Source organism: Micromonospora sp. WMMA1998 (assembly GCF_027497375.1).
Lineage (GTDB): Bacteria > Actinomycetota > Actinomycetes > Mycobacteriales > Micromonosporaceae > Micromonospora > Micromonospora sediminicola.
Window position 1 is genome coordinate 828,820 of record NZ_CP114911.1, and the last position, 18,564, is coordinate 847,383.

An 18,564-nucleotide genomic window follows, 5' to 3' on the forward strand; every position below is an offset into this window, starting at 1 on the left:
CCAAGGGACACCGGTGACCGTCACGCTACCAACTCGTCGCGCTCCGTACTGTCCCCGCGAGCGCCCAGGAGGCCGAGCACCTCCGCCGGTCCGGCGGCCGTCCACTGTGCGCCCGGCAGGCCGGTCACCGTCACCGCCGTGGACCCCGCTCCGACCGCGCTCGTCGGGACCATCCGGGCCAGGGCCTCCGCGTCGACCGCGCCGGCGAGCACCCGCAGGCCCGCCGGATCGGGTAGGGCGACGGTTGCGCCGCTGCCCGTCGTCGCGGCGGCGCGCACGGCCGCCACCTCCGCCGGCACCTCCGAATAGGTGCCGTCGGGATGACCGACGAGCACCCGGTCCGCGCGGCCGGCGGCGTGCCAGGCGAGCAGGTCCAGCACCGTCGTACGGTGCCCGCCGAGGAAGTGCTCCCACTGGTCGGCGGCGGCCCGGGCGAGCTGGTCGCCGTGCCGGCCGACGTCGTGACCGTAGCCGCGCCCGGTCAGCGTCAGGTCGGTCCACAGCAGTCGGCGGGTGCGCAGGTCCACCACGAGCGGCATCAGCATGCGGGCGTTGCCGCGCAGGTCGAACCGCTGCATCACCCGGGCGCCGTCGAACTGCTCGCCGTCGGTCAGCGGCAGCATGACACCGGCGAACGCCTCGTCGAGCGCCTCGAACGGTACGGCGTTGAAGCTGAGCACCAGCGGGGCCACGTAGCGGGCGCCGCGCTCGGCCAGCCGGGGCAGGCGCAGGTCGAGGAACTCGGTGGCACCGAGCGGGGCGGGCGCCGAGGTGAGGTCCCCGGAGTGCACGGCGGCGTCGCCGGCGTACCGCAGCCGGGTGTAGTCGCAGTGCCCGACCCGGTGCCAGTCCTCGTCGAAGAAGACGCAGGACAAATCGAGGTCGACGCGGGTGCCGTCGGGCTGCGCCCAGTGCAGGAACAGACGCAGCACGTCGGCGTCGGGCAGCGCCCGGACGCTGCCCCGGGGCCAGCCGGCCAGTTGCTCGGACGCGGCCCGCTCGCGCATCGGCGCGGGCACGTCGGCGAGGGTGGCGTCGAGGACCGCGAGGTCGTACCGGTCGAGGTGGCCGGCCCGGGAGGTCAGCTCCGCGTCGACCAGCGTACGGACCGCGCCGATCGCGGCCGGCGCCAGCGGGGGACGTCGTTCCGGCTCGGTCCAGGTGGTGACCACGCCACCCCGGGGAAAGAAGACCCGCCGGGGCATCCGGAGGACCGGCTGCCGGTCGTCGGTCCCGTCACCGACCGGCGTCCGGTCGGTGGGCACGTCGTCCGGTGGGGACGGTGGCGTCGGCAGCAGTTCGGGGTGGTGACGTGCCGCCTCCCGGATCACGCCGGCCAGCCCGACGCTGAACACCCGGGCGGGCACCTCGGCGACCGCGACCCGGGCCGCCGCGCGGGCCCGTTCGGCGGCGGCCAGTTGGGCGTCGGTCGCCCGTACCGTCTCGGCGCGGCCGGCCAGTTGCGCCGCCACCGCGGCGAGCACGCCCGGCGACACCCGTGCCGCGGTGCGGCGCAGCGCGGCGGTGACCGCCTCCCGCGAAGCCGGGTCGTCGCCGGCGAGGCGCAGCAGGTGGTCGACCCGCCGCCACAGGTCGCCCGGCCGTTCGGTGAGCAGCCGCGCGGCGCCGGCCACGTCGTCGCCGGACAGTGCGGCCTCCACCAGCGCGGCGTGGGTCCGCAGCCGGACCGACACCCGGCCGTCCGGATGGTCGGTCAGCCGCAGGTGTCGGGGCTCGCGCGCGCAGGCGGCCACGAGCGCGGCGCCGAGGGCGCTGTCCCGGTCGGTGCGGGTCCCGCGCAGCGCCGCGAACGCGACGGCCGCCGCCGGATGCGCGGCCACCCGCTCGTACGGGTGCAGTCGCTCGCCGAGCCGCTTCCACACCGCCGGATGACGACGGAGGTCCTCGGCGGCGGTGGCCGCGCCGCAGTCGTCCAGGTGCGCCAGCACCGCGCGGCGCAGCGGCCGCGGCAGGGCGCGGACCCGGGGGGTCGGCACGGTCACGACCGGCTCACCGGGAGGCCGCCACGCCGCCGGCTCGTCGTCGGCCGCCGGCAGGACCAGCCCGGGGTCCCCACCCGAGTACGCCCACAGCGTCCGCGCCGCGTCCGTGGCGCTCGACCAGCGCTGCCGGGCGACGGCGACCACCTCGGCGTAGCCGGGTCGCAGCGCGGCCGTGTGCAGCGCCCAGGCGAGCACCGTGGCCAGGGTCTCCCGGGCCGGCACCACCTTGGGCAGCCAGTGCAGCCGCCCCGGCGCGGTGGCGTCGACGAGCACCTTCAGGTCGGCGCGGTCGGCCTCGCTGAGCGCGGCGGGCCGGCTGACCAGCTCGTCGCGGAGTCGCCGTGCGGCGCCGGCCGGGTCGGCCTCGTGCCCGATCAGGCGCACCGGCAGCGGTGGGGCCGACGCGAGGTCGGAAGTGGACTGACGGCGGCGCGCCGGGGGAGCGACGAGCGGCAGGTAGGCGTTGTCCGGCGCGATCCGCCGGCCGCAGATCGGGCACGCGCTGACCTGTTCCGGCGGGAAGCAGCCGGGGCAGACGACGTGCCCGCACGGGTCCAGTGGCGCCCCGCCCACCTCGCGACCGCACAGCACGCACGGCGCGTCGGGCACGGCGAACAGGTGGGTGAGCAGCCGCCGCACGTAGAGCGCCTCCACGTCGTGCGGCGTGGCGGGGAACGAACGGTAGAGCGGAAGCATCGGACGGTCCGCGCCCACCAGGTCGTCGACGGCCGCGAGCAGCCAGTCGGCCCAGCGGACCCGCAGCGCCGCCGGCAGGCGGGACGCGACGACGCGCAGGTCGTGCCGGAGCACCCAGCCGCGGTCGGCCAGATCCGCCTCCAGCGCCGTCACCCACGCCGTGCCGTCGCTCGGCGGGTCGGTGGCGCCGAACGCCGAAACCCGGCCGGTCCGTCGCAGCAGCACCACCGCGAGCGCGTCCACCTGTTGCCGCCTCCCCGTGTGAGGCGGTGGGCGGAGGGTCGTGACACTGGTTCGTCGGAAAGGTGAGAAGGAAGTACCGCGGGGAGCCGCCCACCGCGCGATGGATCATACGGACGTCCGGCGACGATCTCAGCCCGGTTTCACCGGCGGTGCGTGCCAGCCGGCGTCTCGCTGGGCGTTTCCGCGAGCCGCGCCTTGGTAGGGTGCGGACGACCGTGTCGGCGGGAGCTAGCGATGGCGGACATCGAGTTCGGACGCAACGAGAACGGTGCGCCGACCATGATCAACGGGGATCCCCGCTTCCGACCCTTCGCCTCCCAGCTCGTCAGCGACATCCAGACCTACGCTCCGGACTGTCTGCAACTCCTGCAGTGCATCGACGACGTGGTGTCCGGCCGCTCCGACTACGAGGAGTACGAGGGGAACTCCGCCGTGGTGCGCTGCACGCCCACCGCCGTCACTGTGGAGAGCCTCGGGCCGATGCCGTCCGGAGCGACCTACTCGCACGACGAGGCCCGGATGGTGATCCTCCGTTACTTCGACTTCCTCGCCCCGTCGGCCGGGCCGTGCTCCGTGTATGTCCCGACCGGCCCTATCCGCGGCGGACGAGTGGCGTGACCGGGAGGACGGACGGCCGACACCTGCTGCGCCCGCCGCTTGGAGGGGGCGATGACCGGCCCGGCGGGATGGAGGCGGAGGAAGGGCAGTGGTTCAGCCCTGGAGCCGCTGGGCCCAGTAGACCTGCCCGTCGGGTCCCATCTAGACCAGCGCCAACGACACCCGGCCCAGGACCAGCTGGTCACCGTCGGACGCCACCGGCGCCTGGTACGCCGGCCCGAGCGCGGCCCGCGCCTCGTCGTAGCTGACGAACTGCAGCGACGAGCGCAGGTGCAGCGCCTCCGGTCCGTAGGGCGGACGCTGGTGCCACCAGCGCCATCCGCCGACGGCCCTCATGGCCACCACCAGCACCACCGCCGCACAGGCAGCCCGTCGCCACGTCACGGCGTCAGTGAACCATCCCGTCGCCCGCTCAGTGGGCCAGCCGGACCAGCGCCGCCACCGTCCGGTCCACGTCCGCCTCCGTCGTGGTCGCGTTCGACACCGAGATCCGCATCAGCCGTCGCCCCCGCCACGTCGTCCCGCCCACCCAGCACGTCCCGTCGGCCTGCGCGGCGGCCACCACCCGGTCGGTGCGCGCGTCGTCGCCGAACCCGACCAGTACCTGGTTGAGCACGACGTCGTTTACCACCTCGAACCCGGCCGCGGTCAACCCGCCGGCGAACCGGCGGGCCAGCGCGCAACACCGCTCGACCAGCTCCGCGACGCCGTCGCGGCCCAGCTCCCGTAGGCCGGCCCAGACCGCGAAGCCGCGGGCGCGGCGGGAGGACTCCGCGGTCAGGTCCGCGCCCGCCGGCACGCCGCCGGAACCCACGAGGTACGCGGCCGCGTACGACATGGCGGCCGCGTGCGTGTCCGGGTGGGCGCAGAACGCGAACGCGGTGTCGTACGGCAGGTTCAGCCACTTGTGGCCGTCGCAGGCCCACGAGTCGGCCGCCGCCAGCCCGTCGACCAGGTGGCGGGTGGCCGGACTGGCGGCCGCCCACAGCCCGAACGCGCCGTCGACGTGGACCCAGCCGCCGTGCCGGTGGACCAGGTCGCACGCCCGGCGCAGCTCGTCGCACGCGCCGGTGTTCACGTTGCCCGCCTGGAGGCAGACGATTGTCGGGCCGGGTCCGGCCTCGCGCAGCGCCGCCGCGAGCGCGTCCGGGTCGATCGCGCCCTGCGGGCCGGTCGGCACCGGGCGCAGCGCGTCGGTGCCGAGGCCCAGCAGCCGCAGCGACCGGTCGATGGTGGCGTGCCGTTCGGCACCGGCGAAGACCCGGGCCGCTGGCGCGCCGATCAGGCCGCGTCGTTCCACGTCCCAGCCGGCGTCGGCGAGCACCCGGTGGCGGGCGGCGGTGAGGCCGGCGGTGTTGGCCGCCTGCCCGCCGGTGACGAAGCCGACCGACGCGGCCGCCGGGATGCCGAGCAGGTCCTTGAGCCAGTCGCCGGCGGCCGTCTCGGCGGCCACCGCGGCGGGGGAGGTGACCGGGTTGAACGCGATCTGGTCCCACCCGGCGGCCAGCATGTCCGCGGCGGTCGCGGCCGGCAAGGCGCCGCCGACGACGAAGCCGAAGTAGCGCGGCCCGGCGGTGGCCACGAGTCCCGGTTCGGCGGCGGCCACCAGTTCGGCGAGCACCTGCTCGGGCGGGGTCGGCGCGGCCGGCAGCGGAACGGCGAACGCGCGGGTGAGCGCGGTCTGGTCGACCGGCGGCCCGACCGGTCGGGCCGGCAGCGACCGCCGGTAGTCGGCCGCGTGGTCGGCGGCCCGGTGGAACAGGTGCCTCAGCTCGTCCATCGCCGCACCCTAGCGCCGTCGTCGGGGCGCCGCCGGCGCCGACGGGCGGTGGTGGCACTCGGAGTGAGTGTTGAGTGACGTCCGTGACCGCTGGCTCACCCGTCGGCTCCTGCGATTGTGTGGACTGGACGGACCGTCGGTGGCTTTCCCGCCGACGAGGTGGCGCCCGGGGAGGACGGATGAGTCTGCGGAGACTGCTGGACAGCACCCCCGCCCGCCTCGCCCGCCAGAGTTCCGACCTGCTCCAGCTCGTCGTCCTCGCCGGCACGGCGCTCGTGACGGCGTACGGCGTCGGGACCACGTGGCTCGTCGCGCTGCGCCTCCCGCCGGCGACCCTCGCCGTCCTCGCGGCGCTCCTGTTCGTCGCCTCGGTGGCGGCCTACTACGTGCGCTGCGTCTACTGTCCGCCGGACTTCCTGATCGAGGAACTGGACGGGTCGCTGGTCGTCACCCGGGTCAGGGGTGACGACGGTCGGGACCACCACCGCTACGCGTACACGCGGCGGCAACGGGTCCGGGCCACCCGGCAGATCCGGTTGGTGGGCGTCCGGTCCCACTGGAGCGGACAGAACCGGGTGGTGGAGGAGGCGACGTCGCTGTTCCCGGAGCACCGCCTGCTCGACGGCGCCGTGGCCGAGGAGGACGGACGGGTCTACCGGTGGTTGTACCTGCTCGGCCCGCTCGCTCGCGGTCGTCGGGTGAGCGTTGGCATCAGGCAGGTGTTCGAGGACGTGTACGCGCCCATGAAGCCCTACTACCGGGAGAGCTGCGAGGAGCGCCGGGTCCGGAAGCTGTCCGTACGGGTGCGGTTCGACCGTCTGGACGCGCCCGCCGAGGCGTGGCAGGTGGTGTGGCGGAGAACCCGGTCGGGTTCCAGTCGCCAGGAGGTGGCCCGCACGCCCTGCGAGCCCACCGATGAGCGCACGGGCGCGGTCGTCTACGAGATGACGCTTCGACGGCCGGATCCCGACTGCGCCTACGGCATCTGGTGGCGCTGGGCGGACGATCCGCCACGGGGATGCCGGGCCCCGGGCGCGGTGACCCGGCGGACCGAAGCCGACGGAGTCACCCTGGCTCCTCCGACAGGGCGGCGGTGAGCCGGTCCAGGTGCGCGGCGACCGGACCGACGGTGAGCATCCCGCTGCCCGCGCCGGCCAGCTCGCCGGCGGCCGGGGCGAGCGCGGCCCGGGCCCGGCGCATCACGTCCCGGTCCCCGAGCGCCACGGCGGCCCGGCCGGTGAGGCACCACAGCGCCTCCATGAGCAGGTCACGCGGCGGCGCCGGGGTGCGGCGCAATGCCCTCGCGGCCTCGTCCCTGCGGCCGGCGGCGAGCAGCACCAGCGGGCGGGCCCAGGGCGCGTACGGGCCCCAGTCGGTGTCGGCGGGCAGGTCGGCGTGCCGGTCGTGCCACACCCGCAGGCAGAGCAGCGCCAGCGGCAGCAGTCCCCGTTCCACGCCCGGCATCCCGCAGCCGGCCAGCGCGGTCGCCCACGACCGGTACGCCGCCTCCGCCTCCGGGTACGCGGCGCCGGTGGCGGCGGTCCGCATGGCCCGGTAGCCGCCGGTGAACACGCCGACGAGCGGGCTCTCGTGCCGGGCGGCGAGCCGGTCCGCCGCGTCGGCGTGCGCGTCGGCGCCGGTGAGGTCGGCGAGCGCGCCGCGCGCCTGCACCCGGATCAGGTGCCCGAGAATCTCCACGGTGGCCAGGCCGTGCCGGGTGGCGAGCGTGACCAGTTCCGCGCCGATCGCGTCCCGCTCGGCGGCCAGCCCGGCCCGCTGGAACGTCTGCATGAACACGCCGTTGAGCGCCTGCGCCAGCAGCGCCGGGTCGGCCACCCGCCGGGCGATCGCCTCGGCCTCCTGTGCCGCTGCGGCCGGGCCCGGCGACGCCGCGCCGCGAGACTCGATCGCGACGGTGGCCAACAGCCGGGCGCGGGTCGCCTCCGGCGCGTCCGGGCCCAGCCCGGCCAGGGCCCGCTGCGCCGCCGCGACCACCCGGGCCGCCTGCGCCGGGTCGTCCGAGCGGGTCCAGATCGCGGGTACGTCGTACCCGCCGATCACCCGCGCGGTGAACTCCGGGTCGCCCAGGTGCTCGGCGGCGGTGATGGCCGCCTCGCGCTGGTCCCGGGCGGCCTCCAGTCCGCCCGGCCCGGTCACCGCTAGGCTGCGCAGCATCCCGACGGTGGACTCCAGCCGGGCCCGAGCGCCGGGCACCACGCTGCGCTCGTACGCGGCGGCGGTCTCCGCCCAGACCCGCGCCGTGCCGGTCGGCTCGGGTTCGGCCTGGCGCAGCAGGTCGGTCTCCAGCCGCCGCAGCCGCGGCCCCGGGTCCAGGCCGAGCTGGTCGCGCAGCAGTTGCCGGGCCCGGCGCAGCACGGCGAGCGCGTCGGCCTGCCGTCCGGCCCGGTAGAGCGCCGACGCCAGCAGCGCCCACCCGTCCTCCCGCCACGGGTACGCCGCGACGTGGGCGTCGAGATCGGGTACGGCGTCGGCGGCCCGGTCCAGCGCGAGCAGCGCCTCGGCCCGCCGCTCGACAGCCGTCAGGCGGATCTGGTCGAGCCGGGCCCGTTCGGCGTGCGCCCACGGCTGGTCGAAGTCGGCGTACGCGGGTCCGCGCCACCAGCCCAGCGCCTCGTCGAGCCGGTCCAGCGCGGCCCGGGGCAGCGCGTCGGCCGCGGCGGTGACGGTGTCCTCGAACCGCCAGGCGTCGACGGTGTCGGGGGCGGCGCGCAGCGCGTACCCCGGTCCCTCGGTGACCAGCAGCCGGGCCGGCTCGCGTGGCGGACGGTGCGGTTCCAGGCGGCGGCGCAGCGCCGCGACGAACGTGCGGACCGCGCCCACCGCGCCGGCCGGCGGGTCGTCCCACAGGTCGTCGACGATCTGCCCGACCGGCACGGTCCGGCCCCGGGCGGCGACCAGCCGGGCCAGCACGGCCCGGTGCCGGGGCCCCTTGAGGTCGACCGGGGCACCCGCGTCGTCCCAGGCCGTAACCGGACCCAGCACACCGAAACCGACAGGCACCGACCCCTCCTCGACCCGGGCCACCGTATCGCGCTCATCGGTTGCTCATCCGGCGCCGCCACGCTGGACCGGTACGACGAAGCAGAGAGGCACCGAGATGACCACCGGAATCGCAGGATTCGACTACCAGCGCGTCACCGTCGCCGAGGGCGTGGCGTTGAACGTCGCCGTGGGCGGCTCCGGCAGCCCGGTCGTGCTGCTGCACGGCTTCCCGCAGACGCACCTGATGTGGCGGCACGTCGCCGCCGACCTGGCCGCCGACCACACCGTGATCTGCCCGGACCTGCGCGGCTACGGCGCCAGCGACAAGCCGGCCGCGCGAGGCGAGGACACGTACGCCAAGCGGACCATGGCCGCCGACGTGGTGGCCCTGGCCCGCGCCCTCGGCCACGACCGGTTCGCGTTGGCCGGGCACGACCGGGGCGCCCTGGTCGCGGTGCGCGCCGGCCTGGACCACCCGGACGTGGTCACCCACCTGGCGTCGCTGGACGTGCTGCCCACCCTCGACATGTGGGACGTGCTGCACGGCGCGTCCGCGTCGGTCGCGTTCCACCTCTACCTGATGGCCCAGCCGCCCGGCCTGCCCGAGCGCATGATCGCGGCCAGCGCGGACGCGTTCTTCGGTTACTTCCTCGACGCCTGGGGCAGCGACCCGGCGGCGATGCCGGCGGACGTGCGCGCCGAGTACCTGTGGGCCTCCCGCGAGGCGGTCGACTCGATCGTGGCCGACTACCGGGCCTCGGCCGGGATCGACGTGACGCACGACCGGGCGGACCGGGACGCCGGCCGGCGGCTGACCATGCCGGTCACCGTGATCCAGCAGGACTGGGGCGCGGCGCTCGGCTACGACGCCGAGGCGGTGTGGCGGGCCTGGGCGCCGGACCTGGAGCACCGCACCACCTCGGCCGGGCACTTCCTGGCCGAGTCGGCCCCGGACGAGGTCGTCGCGGCGCTGCGGGCGCTGCTGAAGCGGTAGGCACGGCGGTGCGGGCGCCGCGCGGCGCCCGCACCGTCCGCCCGGTCCGCTCAGCCGCCCCGGCGCCGCAGGTGCCACCGGCCGAGCGCCGCCAGCAGTCCGGCGGCGCCGAGGTGGAGTGCCAGCTCGATCCACTGGAACGGCCAGAACCGGCGGTTGGGCTGGTAGGCCAGGTCCACGTGCAGGTCGAGCGCGCCGAGGCACACGGCGGTGTCGCCGAACGTGCCGGTGGCGCCGGTACGGGGCGGGTCGCGGAAGCAGGCCCCGAACGCGGCGTCGGAGAGCTGCCGCCCGTCGGCGGTGCGCAGCGGGCTGATGTCGGTGACCCAGGCGCCCGGCACGTCGAGCCCGCCGACGACCGGCCCGCCGGTGATGCTGCCCAGGTTCCGGGCCCGGTTGATCGCGTCGGCGGTCATCGGCACGGTGACCCGCTGCGGCGGCAGGTAGTGCGGGCGCAGCAGGTTCGGCACCGCGAGCTGCGACGCGATCACCACCAGGAACACCACCGCCATCGCCGGGAGGGTGCGGCGCAGCAGCAGCCCGGTGACCGCGCCGAGCACGAGCGCGAAGACCGCGTACCCGACCGGCGCGATCCCGCGCGCGCCGAACAGCGCGGTGCTGAACCGGTCGCCGGCCGCCCGGTCCACCGGGGTGGCCGCCCAGGTGAGCGCCGCGCTGAGCAGCCCGGCGACGAGCGCGGCGGCCAGCCCGGTCACCGCCAGCTTGACGGTGAGCCAGCGGCCCCGGGGCACGCTCTGGTTCCACACCAGCCGGTGGGTGCCGGTCTCCAGCTCCCGGGCGACCAGCGGCGCGCCCCAGAACGCGCCGAGCAGCGCCGGCACCAGCGCGAAGCCGCCGGCGAGGAAGAGCATCGTCTGGGCGTAGCGGTCGGGTAGCCGGGCCGGGTCGGGGACGGCGCGGACGTCCGCGCCGAGGCGCAGCAGCCCGGCGCCGGCCAGGGCCAGCAGGACCACGCCGGTGAGGGCCGGGAGGCGGAACTGGCGCAGCGTGAACCGGATCATCGGGTCACCGCCGCGCCCGCCGGGTGGGCGGCCCGGGACAGGTACGCCAGCGCCAGTTCCTCCAGCGGCACCGGCGTGCCGCCGCGTACCGCCGGGCCCCGGACCACGGCGCGGCCGGGTTCGGCCCAGACCACCTCGGCCCCGGCGGGCGCGGCGGCGGGGTCGTCGACCCGGTGGTGCGTGGCGAGCAGGTCGGTGACCGGGCCGGCCACCTGCACCCGCCCGGCGCAGAGCACGACCAGGTGGTCGCAGACCTGCGCCACGTCGCCCAGCAGGTGCGAGGAGAGCACGGCGGTGGCGCCGAGTTCCCGCACGAAGTCGACCAGGCCGCGCAGGAAGTCGCGGCGCGCCAGCGGGTCCAGCGCGGCGGCCGGCTCGTCGAGGACGACCAGCTCGGGGCGCTTCGCGGCGGCGATCGTCAGCGCGAGCTGCGCGCGCTGGCCGCCGGAGAGCCGGCCCGCCCTCTGCCCCGGGTCCAGGCCGGCCTCGGTGATCCGCCGGCGGGCCAGCGCGGCGTCCCAGGAGGGGTTCAGCCAGGCACCCATCCGCAGGTGCTCGGCGACGGTCAGGGAGGCGTACACGGGGGTGTCCTGGGCGACGAAGCCGACCCGGGCCAGGTGGGCGGCGTCCGCCGCCGGCGGCGAGCCGAGCACCGACAGCGTGCCCGAGGTCGGCGCGATCAGGCCGCAGACCAGTTGCAGCAGGGTGGACTTGCCGGCGCCGTTCGGGCCGACCAGGCCGACCACGTGTCCGCGCGGGACGCTCAGGTCGCAGTCGGCCAGCGCGGTGCGGCGGCCGTACCGTTTGGTCAGCCGCTCGGCGTGCAGGACGGGTGGGTTCATGCGGTTCATCCTGGGCACGGCGGGGGCGGCCGGCATCGGTCCGGAGCGGGGTCCCGGACCGCCGGCGACCCTACTTTCGGCCGGTTCGTCGCGGCCGGTGATCTCCTACCGTGCTGGGCATGGGTGTGCGACGGGTGGCGGCCACGACGGGGCTCGCGGCGGCGTTGGCCGCCGCGATCGGTGTCCAGGCGCTGGCTATCGGCGCGAGCTGGGGCCTGCGGTACTGGCTCGTCGGCGGCGCCGCCGCCGTCGTGGTCGGCGCGCTGGCTCTGGTACGCCGCCGGCAGCCGGCGTGGACGGCGGCGGCCGGGCTGGCGGTCACCGGGGTGGCCGTCGTCGCCGCGCGGCGGTTCGCGCTGCCGACCGAGCCGGGGCCGGCGCTGGCCCTCGGGTCGGCGGTCCTGGTCGGCACGGCGGTACGCGTGCTGGCGCCGGTGCCCGCCGCCGTGGTCGCCGGGAGCGGGCTGGCGGTGGTGGTCGGCGCGTGGCTGGCGGTGCGGCCCGGCGCGGGCGGGTCCGGTGTGGTGGCGGTGTACTCGCTGGCCTGGCTGCTCGGCGTCGCGGCCGGACTCGCCGCGCGGCTACTGGACGGGCGGGCCCGGACGGTGGCCGAGCGGGTACGCCGCGACGAACGGCGGGAACTGGCCCGGGAGCTGCACGACGTGGTGGCCCACCACGTGACCGGCATGGTGGTGCAGGCGCAGGCCGCGAACCTGGTCGCCCGGCGCGACGCCGTGCGGGCCACCGAGTCGCTGGCCGGCATCGAGTCCGCCGGCGGCGAGGCGCTGCGGGCCATGCGCCGCCTGGTCGGGCTGCTGCGCGACGCCGAGGACGGACCGCCCGCCTCGGCCGGCCCGGAGCGGGTCGAGGCGCTCGTCGACCGCTTCCGCCGGCAGGGGCCGCCGGTGCGGTTGCGCCTGCCCGAGCCGGAGCCGTTATGGCCGCCGGAGATCGCCAGCACCGTCTATCGGGTGGTCCGGGAGGCCCTGACGAACGTGGCCCGGCACGCCCCGCACGCGCGGACCGTCACCGTCACCGTGGCCGAGGAGCCCGCCGGCGTCGTGGTCGAGGTGACCGACGACGGGCCACCGGCGCCGGCCGCCCACCGGGGCGGCTACGGGCTGGTCGGCATGCGGGAGCGGGTCGAGGCGCTGGGCGGCACGGTGAGCGCCGGGCCCGGCCCGGACCGGGGTTGGTCGGTGCGGGCCGTGCTGCCGACGCACGACGGGAGGTCCGCGTGAGCATCCGGGTGCTGCTCGCCGACGACCAGGCGATGGTCCGCGGCGGGCTGCGGCTGATCCTGGAGGAGCAGCCGGACATCGTGGTGGTCGCCGAGGCCGTGGACGGCGTGGACGCGGTCGCGCAGGCCCGCCGGTTGCGTCCCGACGTGTGTCTGGTGGACATCCGGATGCCCAGGTTGGACGGTCTCCAGGTGACCCGGGCCCTGGCCGGGCCGGGCGTCGTCGACCCGTTGCGGGTGGTCGTGGTGACCACGTTCGACCTCGACGAGTACGTCTACGGCGCGCTGCGCGGCGGCGCGGCCGGGTTCCTGCTCAAGGACGCCGGTCCGGCGCTGCTGGTGGAGGCGGTCCGCGCCGCGTACCAGGGGGACGCGCTGGTGTCCCCGTCGGTGACGGTCCGGCTGCTGCGACACCTGGCCGCGCCGGCGCCGAGGCCGGACGCGCGGCGGCCGGCGCTGTCCGACCGGGAGGTGCAGGTGGTGCGGGAGATCGCCCGGGGGCGGACCAACCTGGAGATCGGCGCGGAGCTGTTCATCTCGCTGAGCACGGTCAAGAGCCACGTGTCGGCGGTGCAGACCAAGCTCGGGCTGCGCAACCGCACGGAAATCGCGGTGTGGGCCTGGGAGCACCGCGTGGTGGAGTGACGGGCACCACTGGCGGACGCGCTACCGTACATTGTACGCTAGCCCGGCTGTCGGACGGAGGGGGCGCAACGATGGAGCACGCCATCATCACGGAGGGCCTGCGCAAGCGGTACGGCGACACGGCCGCGCTGGACGGGTTCGACCTGCGGGTGCCGTCCGGCACGGTCTGCGGGCTGCTCGGCCCCAACGGCGCCGGCAAGACCACGGCGGTGCGGATCCTGGCCACCCTGCTGCGCGTCGACGCCGGGCGGGCCGAGGTCGCCGGCTTCGATGTGGCCCGGCAACCCGACCAGGTGCGCTACCGCATCGGCCTGGTGGGGCAGCACCCGGCCGTGGACGAGGCGCTCACCGGCCGGCAGAATCTGGTGATCTTCGGCCGGCTGTTCCACCTCGGCCGGGCCCGTGCCCGCGCCCGCGCCGGCGAGCTGCTGGACCGGTTCGGGCTCGCCGACGCCGGGGACCGGCCGGTCCGGACCTACTCCGGTGGCATGCGCCGCCGCCTCGACCTGGCCGCCGGCATGATCCTCGCGCCGTCGGTGCTCTTCCTCGACGAGCCGACCACCGCGCTGGACCCGCGCGGGCGCAACGAGGTGTGGGAGGCGGTTCGGGACCTGGTCCGGGCCGGCACCACCGTGCTGCTCACCACGCAGTACCTCGACGAGGCCGACCAGCTCGCCGACCGCATCTGCGTCCTCGACGCCGGGCGGGTCGTCGCCGAGGGCACCCCGGACGCGCTCAAGTCCCGGCTCGGCGGCGACCGGATCGACCTGGTCGTCCGCGACGCCGGTGACCTGGCCACCGCCGCCGAGCGGCTGCGCCGGGTGGCCACCGCCGAGCCGGACGTCGACCCCGACCGCCGTGCCGTCAGCGCCCCGGTCGACGACCGGGCCGGAGCGCTGACCGAGGTGCTGCGGGCGCTCGACGCCGACGGGGTGACCGTGGCCGACGTGACGCTGCGCCGCCCCACCCTCGACGAGGTCTTCCTCCGGCTCACCGGCCGGCCCGCGTCGACCGCCGGCCGCACCGACGACACCCTGGAGGTACCCGCGTGAGCAGCGCGACCCTGTCCGCCGGCGGCGACCTGCGCCCGGGACGGCCGTCCCTGGCCGGCGACAGCCTGACGCTGACCCTGCGCGCCCTGGCGCAGTGGCGCCGCGACCCCGGCCCGCTGGTCGGCGCGCTGGCCTTCGACGTGCTGATCCTGCTGATGTTCGCCTACCTGTTCGGCGGCGCGCTCCAGGTGCCCGGCGGCGGCGACTACCGGGAGTTCCTGCTGCCCGGCATGTTCGCCATGACCATGCTGTTCGGCATCAGCCAGACCACCGTGGCGGTCTCCGCTGACGCCGAACGCGGGGTCACCGACCGGCTCCGCTCCATGCCGGTGTCCCGGCTGGCCCCGCTGGTCGGGCGGGCCGCCGCCGACATGCTGTTCGCGATGGTGACGCTCGCGGTCATGCTGCTCGCCGGCCTGGCCGTCGGCTGGCGGGCACACGGCGGTCCCGGGGACACGCTCGCCGCGCTCGGGCTGGTCCTGCTGCTGCGCTTCGCGCTGGCCTGGGTGGGCATCTACCTCGGCCTGGTGACGAAGGGACCGGGCGCGGTCACCGCCGTGCAGACGCTGGAGTTCCCGCTCGGCTTCCTGTCCAGCGCGTTCGTGGCGCCGTTCACCATGCCCGGCTGGCTCGGCGCGATCGCCGAGTGGAACCCGTTGTCGGCGACCGTGGGCGCCACCCGCGAGCTGTTCGGCAACCCCGGCTGGGGCGGCGACTCGTGGGTGACCGCGCACCACCCGCTGCTGGCGGTGCTCTGGCCGCTGGCCCTGGTCGCCGTGTTCCTGCCGCTGTCGCTGCGCCGCTACCGCGCACTGGGCGGCTGAGCGTGACGGTGGCTCCGCAGGCGGACCTCGGACGGTGCGGGATCGTCTTCCGGCCGCACGATCCGCCCCGCGCCGGCACGCTCGCCTGCTACGACCCGGGCGGCGACGCGCTGCCGCAGGCGTACGACGCGCTGGGGGAGCGGCGGGAGCTGACGCTCGCGCTGCCGCTGGACGGCCCGGTGGAGGCGTGGCACGTGCCGGTCGTCGCGGTGTCGGTGGGCGCGGCGCTGTCCCGGCTGGTCGCGTCGCGCCCCGACGGCGACGTCACGCCCGCCGCCGCGTTCTGGTCCGCGGCGGCACGCACCGGCCTGCACCTGGTCGCCCGGGGGCGGCTGCTGCCCGGCGTGTCCCCGGACGGCCACGACGCCTGGCGGGTGGGCCCGTTCGACGCCGCCGACATCGAACGGATCCGCGCGCTCGCCGCCGCGATGCCGGCCGGGGCCCGCGCCGCGCCGGTCGACCCGAACGCGGAGAAGCTCCTGCTGCCCGACGCGGAGGCCCTGGTCCGGGCGTTCCTCGACGCGGTCGCCGACACGCTCGCGCGGACCCCGGACGGCGTCGGCCGGTTCGCCGGGCCGGTGGCGGTCGGGGCGGCCGAGCTGCGCGACTGGGCGCGGGAGATCTCCGCCGGGGTGGACACCGGCCTGCGCGCGGCGCTGCGCCTGGTCGGGCCGGCCGAGCCGGACGGCGCGCTCACCGCCGTCGTGCGCATGCGCAGCCTCGCCGACCCCACGCTGGTGACCGACGCGGCGGCGCTGTGGGCCGGCGACGACCACCCGGTGGGGGACGACGCCACCGTCGAGGCGATGCGCGCGGTACGCCGCGCGGCGACGGTGTGGACGCCGCTGCAGCGGCTGCTCGACCGGGCCGAACCGGTCACGCTGCCGCTGCTCGGCGAGGACGTCGCCGACCTGCTCGACGGCGCCGGGGCGCGCCTCGACGCGGCCGGCGTCACCGTCGGGTGGCCGGACGCGCTGCACCACGACCTGCGCACCCGGGCGCTGGTCACGACGCCGCCGCGGCCGCCCGCGGACGTGGCCGGGCACCTCCGGTCGGCCGCGCCGATGCCGCTGAGCTGGCAGCTCACGCTGGCCGGCGAGCCGTTGACCGACGCCGAGACCGCGCAGGTTGCCACCGGCCGGCCGGTGCGCCGGCTGCGCGGACGGTGGGTGGCGGTGCCGCCGGAGCTGGCCCGCCGGGCCCGGGACCGCTCGTTGCCGCCGCTGCGTGGCTACGACGCGCTGGCCGCCGCGCTGATCGGCAGCACGGAGGTGGCGGGGGAGCGGGTCGAGGTGGTCGCCGACGGCTGGCTGGACGCGCTGCGGGAGCGCATCGCCGAGCCCGACGGCGGCGGCGAGCCGCTGGCCGCGCCGGCCGGGCTGGCCGGCACGCTGCGCGCCTACCAGCTGCGTGGGCTGCGCTGGCTGGACCGGATGACCGCGCTCGGTCTCGGCGGCTGCCTCGCCGACGACATGGGCCTCGGCAAGACCGTCACGGTGGTGGCGCTGCACCTGCGCCGGCGCTCCGGGCCGACCCTGGTCGTCTGCCCCGCCTCCGTGCTCGGCAACTGGGAGCGGGAGATCCGCCGGTTCGCCCCGGGCGTGCCGGTACGCCGGTTCCACGGCGCCGCGCGCACCCTCGACGGAGTCGTCGACGGGTTCGTGCTGACCAGCTACGGCACCATGCGACGGGACGCCGCGACGCTGGCCGCACGACGGTGGGACCTGGTCGTCGCCGACGAGGCCCAGTACGTCAAGAACCGCCTCAGCGACACCGCGTCGGCACTGCGGGAGATACCGGCCGACGCCCGGGTCGCGCTCACCGGCACACCCGTGGAGAACGACCTGCCGGACCTGTGGGCGCTGCTCGACTGGACCACCCCGGGCCTGCTCGGCGCCGCCGGAGCGTTCCGCGCCCGCTGGGCGCGCCCGGTCGGGACCGACCGCGACCCGGCCGCGCTGGACCGGCTGTCCCGCCTGGTGCGCCCGTTCCTGCTGCGGCGGCGCAAGTCCGATCCCGGCATCGCGCCCGAGCTGCCGCCGAGGACCGTGACCGACCATCCGGTGCCGCTCACCGACGAGCAGGCGGCGCTCTACCGGCGGGTGGTCGCTGAGGTGATGGCGGAGATCCGGGACGCGTCCGGCGTGGCCCGCCGGGGCCGGGTGCTCAAGCTGCTCGTCGCGCTCAAGCAGGTGTGCAACCACCCCGCGCACTACCTGGGCGAGGTCGACGGGCCGCTCACCGGGCGCTCGGAGAAGCTGCAACTCCTCGACGACCTGCTGGACACCGTCCTGGCCGGGGACGGCGCGGTGCTGGTCTTCACCCAGTACGTGCGGATGGCCCGGCTGCTGGAACGGCACCTCGCCGCGCGGGGCGTGCCCGCGCAGCTGCTGCACGGCGGCACCCCGGTCGCCGGGCGGGAGGAGATGGTGCGCCGCTTCCAGGCCGGTGACGTGCCGGTGTTCCTGCTCTCCCTGCGGGCGGCCGGCACCGGCCTGAACCTGACCCGGGCCGACCACGTGGTGCACTACGACAGGTGGTGGAACCCGGCGGTGGAGGAACAGGCCACCGACCGCGCCCACCGCATCGGGCAGACCCGGCCGGTGCAGGTGCACCGGCTGATCGCCCAGGGCACGCTGGAGGAGCGGATCGCCGCCCTGCTGGAGTCCAAGCGGGAACTCGCCGACGCGGTGCTCACCGGCGGCGAGACCGCCCTGACCGAGCTGTCCGACGCCGACCTGTTCCGGCTGGTGCGGCTGCAGGAGACGACATGAGCGGCGAGGACGAGCCGGCCCGCAGCTTCCCCGCGTTCGGGCCCGGGCGGCGCGTCGGCCGCCGGTTCGCCGACACCTGGTGGGGCAACGCCTGGATCGAGTCGATGGAGCACGCCGCGCTCGACCCGGCGCAGCTCGCCCGGGGCCGGCGGTACGCCCTCGCCGGCCAGGTCGGACCGATCACGGTCAGCCCGGGCCGGATCGGCGCGGCGGTGCACGACGGCGACCCGGAGCACCCGCACGACACGGTGGTGCGGCTGCGCGCCCTCACCGACGCCCAGTGGGACCGCCTGCTGGACGCGGTGGCCGCCCGCGCCGGGCACATCGCCGCGCTGCTCGACCGGGACATGCCGCACGACCTGGTGGACACCGCCGACACCGTCGGCGTGCGGCTGCTGCCCGGGTACGGCGACCTGGACCCGGAGTGCGACTGCCCGTCCTGGGACCACCCCTGCCGGCACGCCGCCGCCCTGTCCTACCAGGCGGCCTGGCTGCTGGACCGGGACCCGTTCGTGCTGCTGCTGGCCCGGGGCCGGGCCGAACCGGACCTGGTCGCGGAGTTGCGCACGCGCAACGCCCGCCGGACCGTCACCGCCGCCGGCGCGGACGAGGCCACCGGCGTGCCGGCCACGCAGGCGTACGCGGCCGCGCCCGCCACCCTGCCCGGCCCGCCGGCGGCGGTGACCGGCCCGCCGCTCGACCTCGCGCCGCTGCTGGCCGGGCACGACGCCCCCGGTGTCGACGCCGCCGCGCTGGCGGCGCTGGCCGCCGACGCCGCGCGCCGGGCCTGCCGGCTGCTCGACGGCGACCCGACGGACCCGTGACCGG

15 protein-coding genes are annotated in these 18,564 nt (G+C 76.7%); 9 read left to right on the forward strand and 6 right to left on the reverse strand.

All coding sequences use genetic code 11. From position 1 onward, the window contains the following. Positions 1–20 precede the first annotated feature (20 nt). Positions 21–2,942, reverse strand: a complete 2,922-nt coding sequence (locus O7600_RS03250) for an MXAN_6230/SCO0854 family RING domain-containing protein (protein ID WP_281592215.1) — start codon at positions 2,940–2,942, stop codon at positions 21–23. Positions 2,943–3,176: 234 nt separating this feature from the next. On the opposite strand from O7600_RS03250, the gene O7600_RS03255 reads away from it, so the two are divergent. Then, positions 3,177–3,560, forward strand: a complete 384-nt coding sequence (locus tag O7600_RS03255) for a hypothetical protein (protein WP_281592216.1) — start codon at positions 3,177–3,179, stop codon at positions 3,558–3,560. Positions 3,561–3,701: 141 nt separating this feature from the next. On the opposite strand, the gene O7600_RS03260 is transcribed toward O7600_RS03255, so the two are convergent. Both O7600_RS03260 and O7600_RS03265 read right to left on the reverse strand, forming a co-directional pair. Then, positions 3,702–3,944 carry a hypothetical protein gene (locus tag O7600_RS03260; protein ID WP_281592217.1) on the reverse strand — a complete coding sequence of 81 codons (243 nt, stop codon included), beginning with the start codon at positions 3,942–3,944 and terminating at the stop codon, positions 3,702–3,704. A gap of 28 nt (positions 3,945–3,972) precedes the next feature. Beyond that, a complete protein-coding gene (locus O7600_RS03265; protein WP_281592218.1) occupies positions 3,973–5,340 on the reverse strand; it encodes a pyridoxal-dependent decarboxylase in 1,368 nt (455 codons plus the stop codon). Between the two features lie 179 nt (positions 5,341–5,519). Between O7600_RS03265 and O7600_RS03270 the strand changes: the two genes are divergently transcribed. Beyond that, entirely contained in the window at positions 5,520–6,437 is a 918-nt protein-coding gene (locus O7600_RS03270; RefSeq protein ID WP_281592219.1) for a hypothetical protein, read from the forward strand. Here the strand turns inward: O7600_RS03270 and O7600_RS03275 are convergent. After that, positions 6,406–8,361, reverse strand: coding sequence for a BTAD domain-containing putative transcriptional regulator (locus tag O7600_RS03275; protein ID WP_281592220.1), 1,956 nt, complete (start codon positions 8,359–8,361; stop codon positions 6,406–6,408). The genes O7600_RS03270 and O7600_RS03275 overlap by 32 nt on opposite strands. Before the next feature lie 97 nt (positions 8,362–8,458). On the opposite strand from O7600_RS03275, the gene O7600_RS03280 reads away from it, so the two are divergent. Next, on the forward strand, positions 8,459–9,337 hold the full coding sequence (locus O7600_RS03280; protein WP_281592221.1) for an alpha/beta hydrolase: 879 nt from the start codon (positions 8,459–8,461) through the stop codon (positions 9,335–9,337). Positions 9,338–9,387: 50 nt separating this feature from the next. Here O7600_RS03280 and O7600_RS03285 read toward each other — a convergent pair whose 3' ends face one another. After that, positions 9,388–10,359 (reverse strand): transmembrane transport protein, encoded by a 972-nt coding sequence (locus tag O7600_RS03285; protein WP_281592222.1) that lies wholly within the window; start codon positions 10,357–10,359, stop codon positions 9,388–9,390. Continuing rightward, positions 10,356–11,201, reverse strand: a complete 846-nt coding sequence (locus tag O7600_RS03290; RefSeq protein ID WP_281592223.1) for an ABC transporter ATP-binding protein — start codon at positions 11,199–11,201, stop codon at positions 10,356–10,358. Before O7600_RS03290 ends, O7600_RS03285 begins: the two co-directional genes overlap by 4 nt. Before the next feature lie 119 nt (positions 11,202–11,320). Between O7600_RS03290 and O7600_RS03295 the strand changes: the two genes are divergently transcribed. The 6 genes from O7600_RS03295 (at position 11,321) to O7600_RS03320 (ending at position 18,560) form a co-directional block, all read left to right on the forward strand. Next, entirely contained in the window at positions 11,321–12,442 is a 1,122-nt protein-coding gene (locus O7600_RS03295) for a histidine kinase (protein WP_281592224.1), read from the forward strand. Then, positions 12,439–13,086, forward strand: coding sequence for a response regulator transcription factor (locus O7600_RS03300; RefSeq protein ID WP_281592225.1), 648 nt, complete (start codon positions 12,439–12,441; stop codon positions 13,084–13,086). The genes O7600_RS03295 and O7600_RS03300 overlap by 4 nt, the downstream gene beginning before the upstream one ends. A 71-nt stretch (positions 13,087–13,157) precedes the next feature. After that, complete coding sequence (locus tag O7600_RS03305) at positions 13,158–14,138, forward strand: ATP-binding cassette domain-containing protein (protein WP_281592226.1); 981 nt, start codon at positions 13,158–13,160, stop codon at positions 14,136–14,138. Further along, positions 14,135–14,962: an ABC transporter permease gene (locus tag O7600_RS03310; RefSeq protein ID WP_281592227.1), complete on the forward strand. Its 828-nt coding sequence runs from the start codon at positions 14,135–14,137 to the stop codon at positions 14,960–14,962. Before O7600_RS03305 ends, O7600_RS03310 begins: the two co-directional genes overlap by 4 nt. A 2-nt stretch (positions 14,963–14,964) precedes the next feature. Further along, the gene (locus O7600_RS03315; RefSeq protein WP_281592228.1) at positions 14,965–17,736 is read left to right on the forward strand and encodes a DEAD/DEAH box helicase; all 2,772 of its coding nucleotides are present in this window, start codon (positions 14,965–14,967) and stop codon (positions 17,734–17,736) included. Beyond that, positions 17,733–18,560, forward strand: a complete 828-nt coding sequence (locus tag O7600_RS03320; RefSeq protein WP_281592229.1) for an SWIM zinc finger family protein — start codon at positions 17,733–17,735, stop codon at positions 18,558–18,560. Before O7600_RS03315 ends, O7600_RS03320 begins: the two co-directional genes overlap by 4 nt. Positions 18,561–18,564: the final 4 nt, after the last annotated feature.

Bases quoted from the DNA above. Each gene is read 5' to 3' on its own strand.
- O7600_RS03320 (WP_281592229.1), top strand. From the start codon at position 17,733: ATGAGCGGCGAGGACGAGCCGGCCCGCAGCTTCCCCGCGTTCGGGCCC.
- O7600_RS03290 (WP_281592223.1), bottom strand. From the start codon at position 11,201: ATGAACCCACCCGTCCTGCACGCCGAGCGGCTGACCAAACGGTACGGC.
- O7600_RS03295 (WP_281592224.1), top strand. From the start codon at position 11,321: ATGGGTGTGCGACGGGTGGCGGCCACGACGGGGCTCGCGGCGGCGTTG.
- O7600_RS03255 (WP_281592216.1), top strand. From the start codon at position 3,177: ATGGCGGACATCGAGTTCGGACGCAACGAGAACGGTGCGCCGACCATG.
- O7600_RS03285 (WP_281592222.1), bottom strand. From the start codon at position 10,359: ATGATCCGGTTCACGCTGCGCCAGTTCCGCCTCCCGGCCCTCACCGGC.
- O7600_RS03270 (WP_281592219.1), top strand. From the start codon at position 5,520: ATGAGTCTGCGGAGACTGCTGGACAGCACCCCCGCCCGCCTCGCCCGC.
- O7600_RS03305 (WP_281592226.1), top strand. From the start codon at position 13,158: ATGGAGCACGCCATCATCACGGAGGGCCTGCGCAAGCGGTACGGCGAC.
- O7600_RS03265 (WP_281592218.1), bottom strand. From the start codon at position 5,340: ATGGACGAGCTGAGGCACCTGTTCCACCGGGCCGCCGACCACGCGGCC.
- O7600_RS03280 (WP_281592221.1), top strand. From the start codon at position 8,459: ATGACCACCGGAATCGCAGGATTCGACTACCAGCGCGTCACCGTCGCC.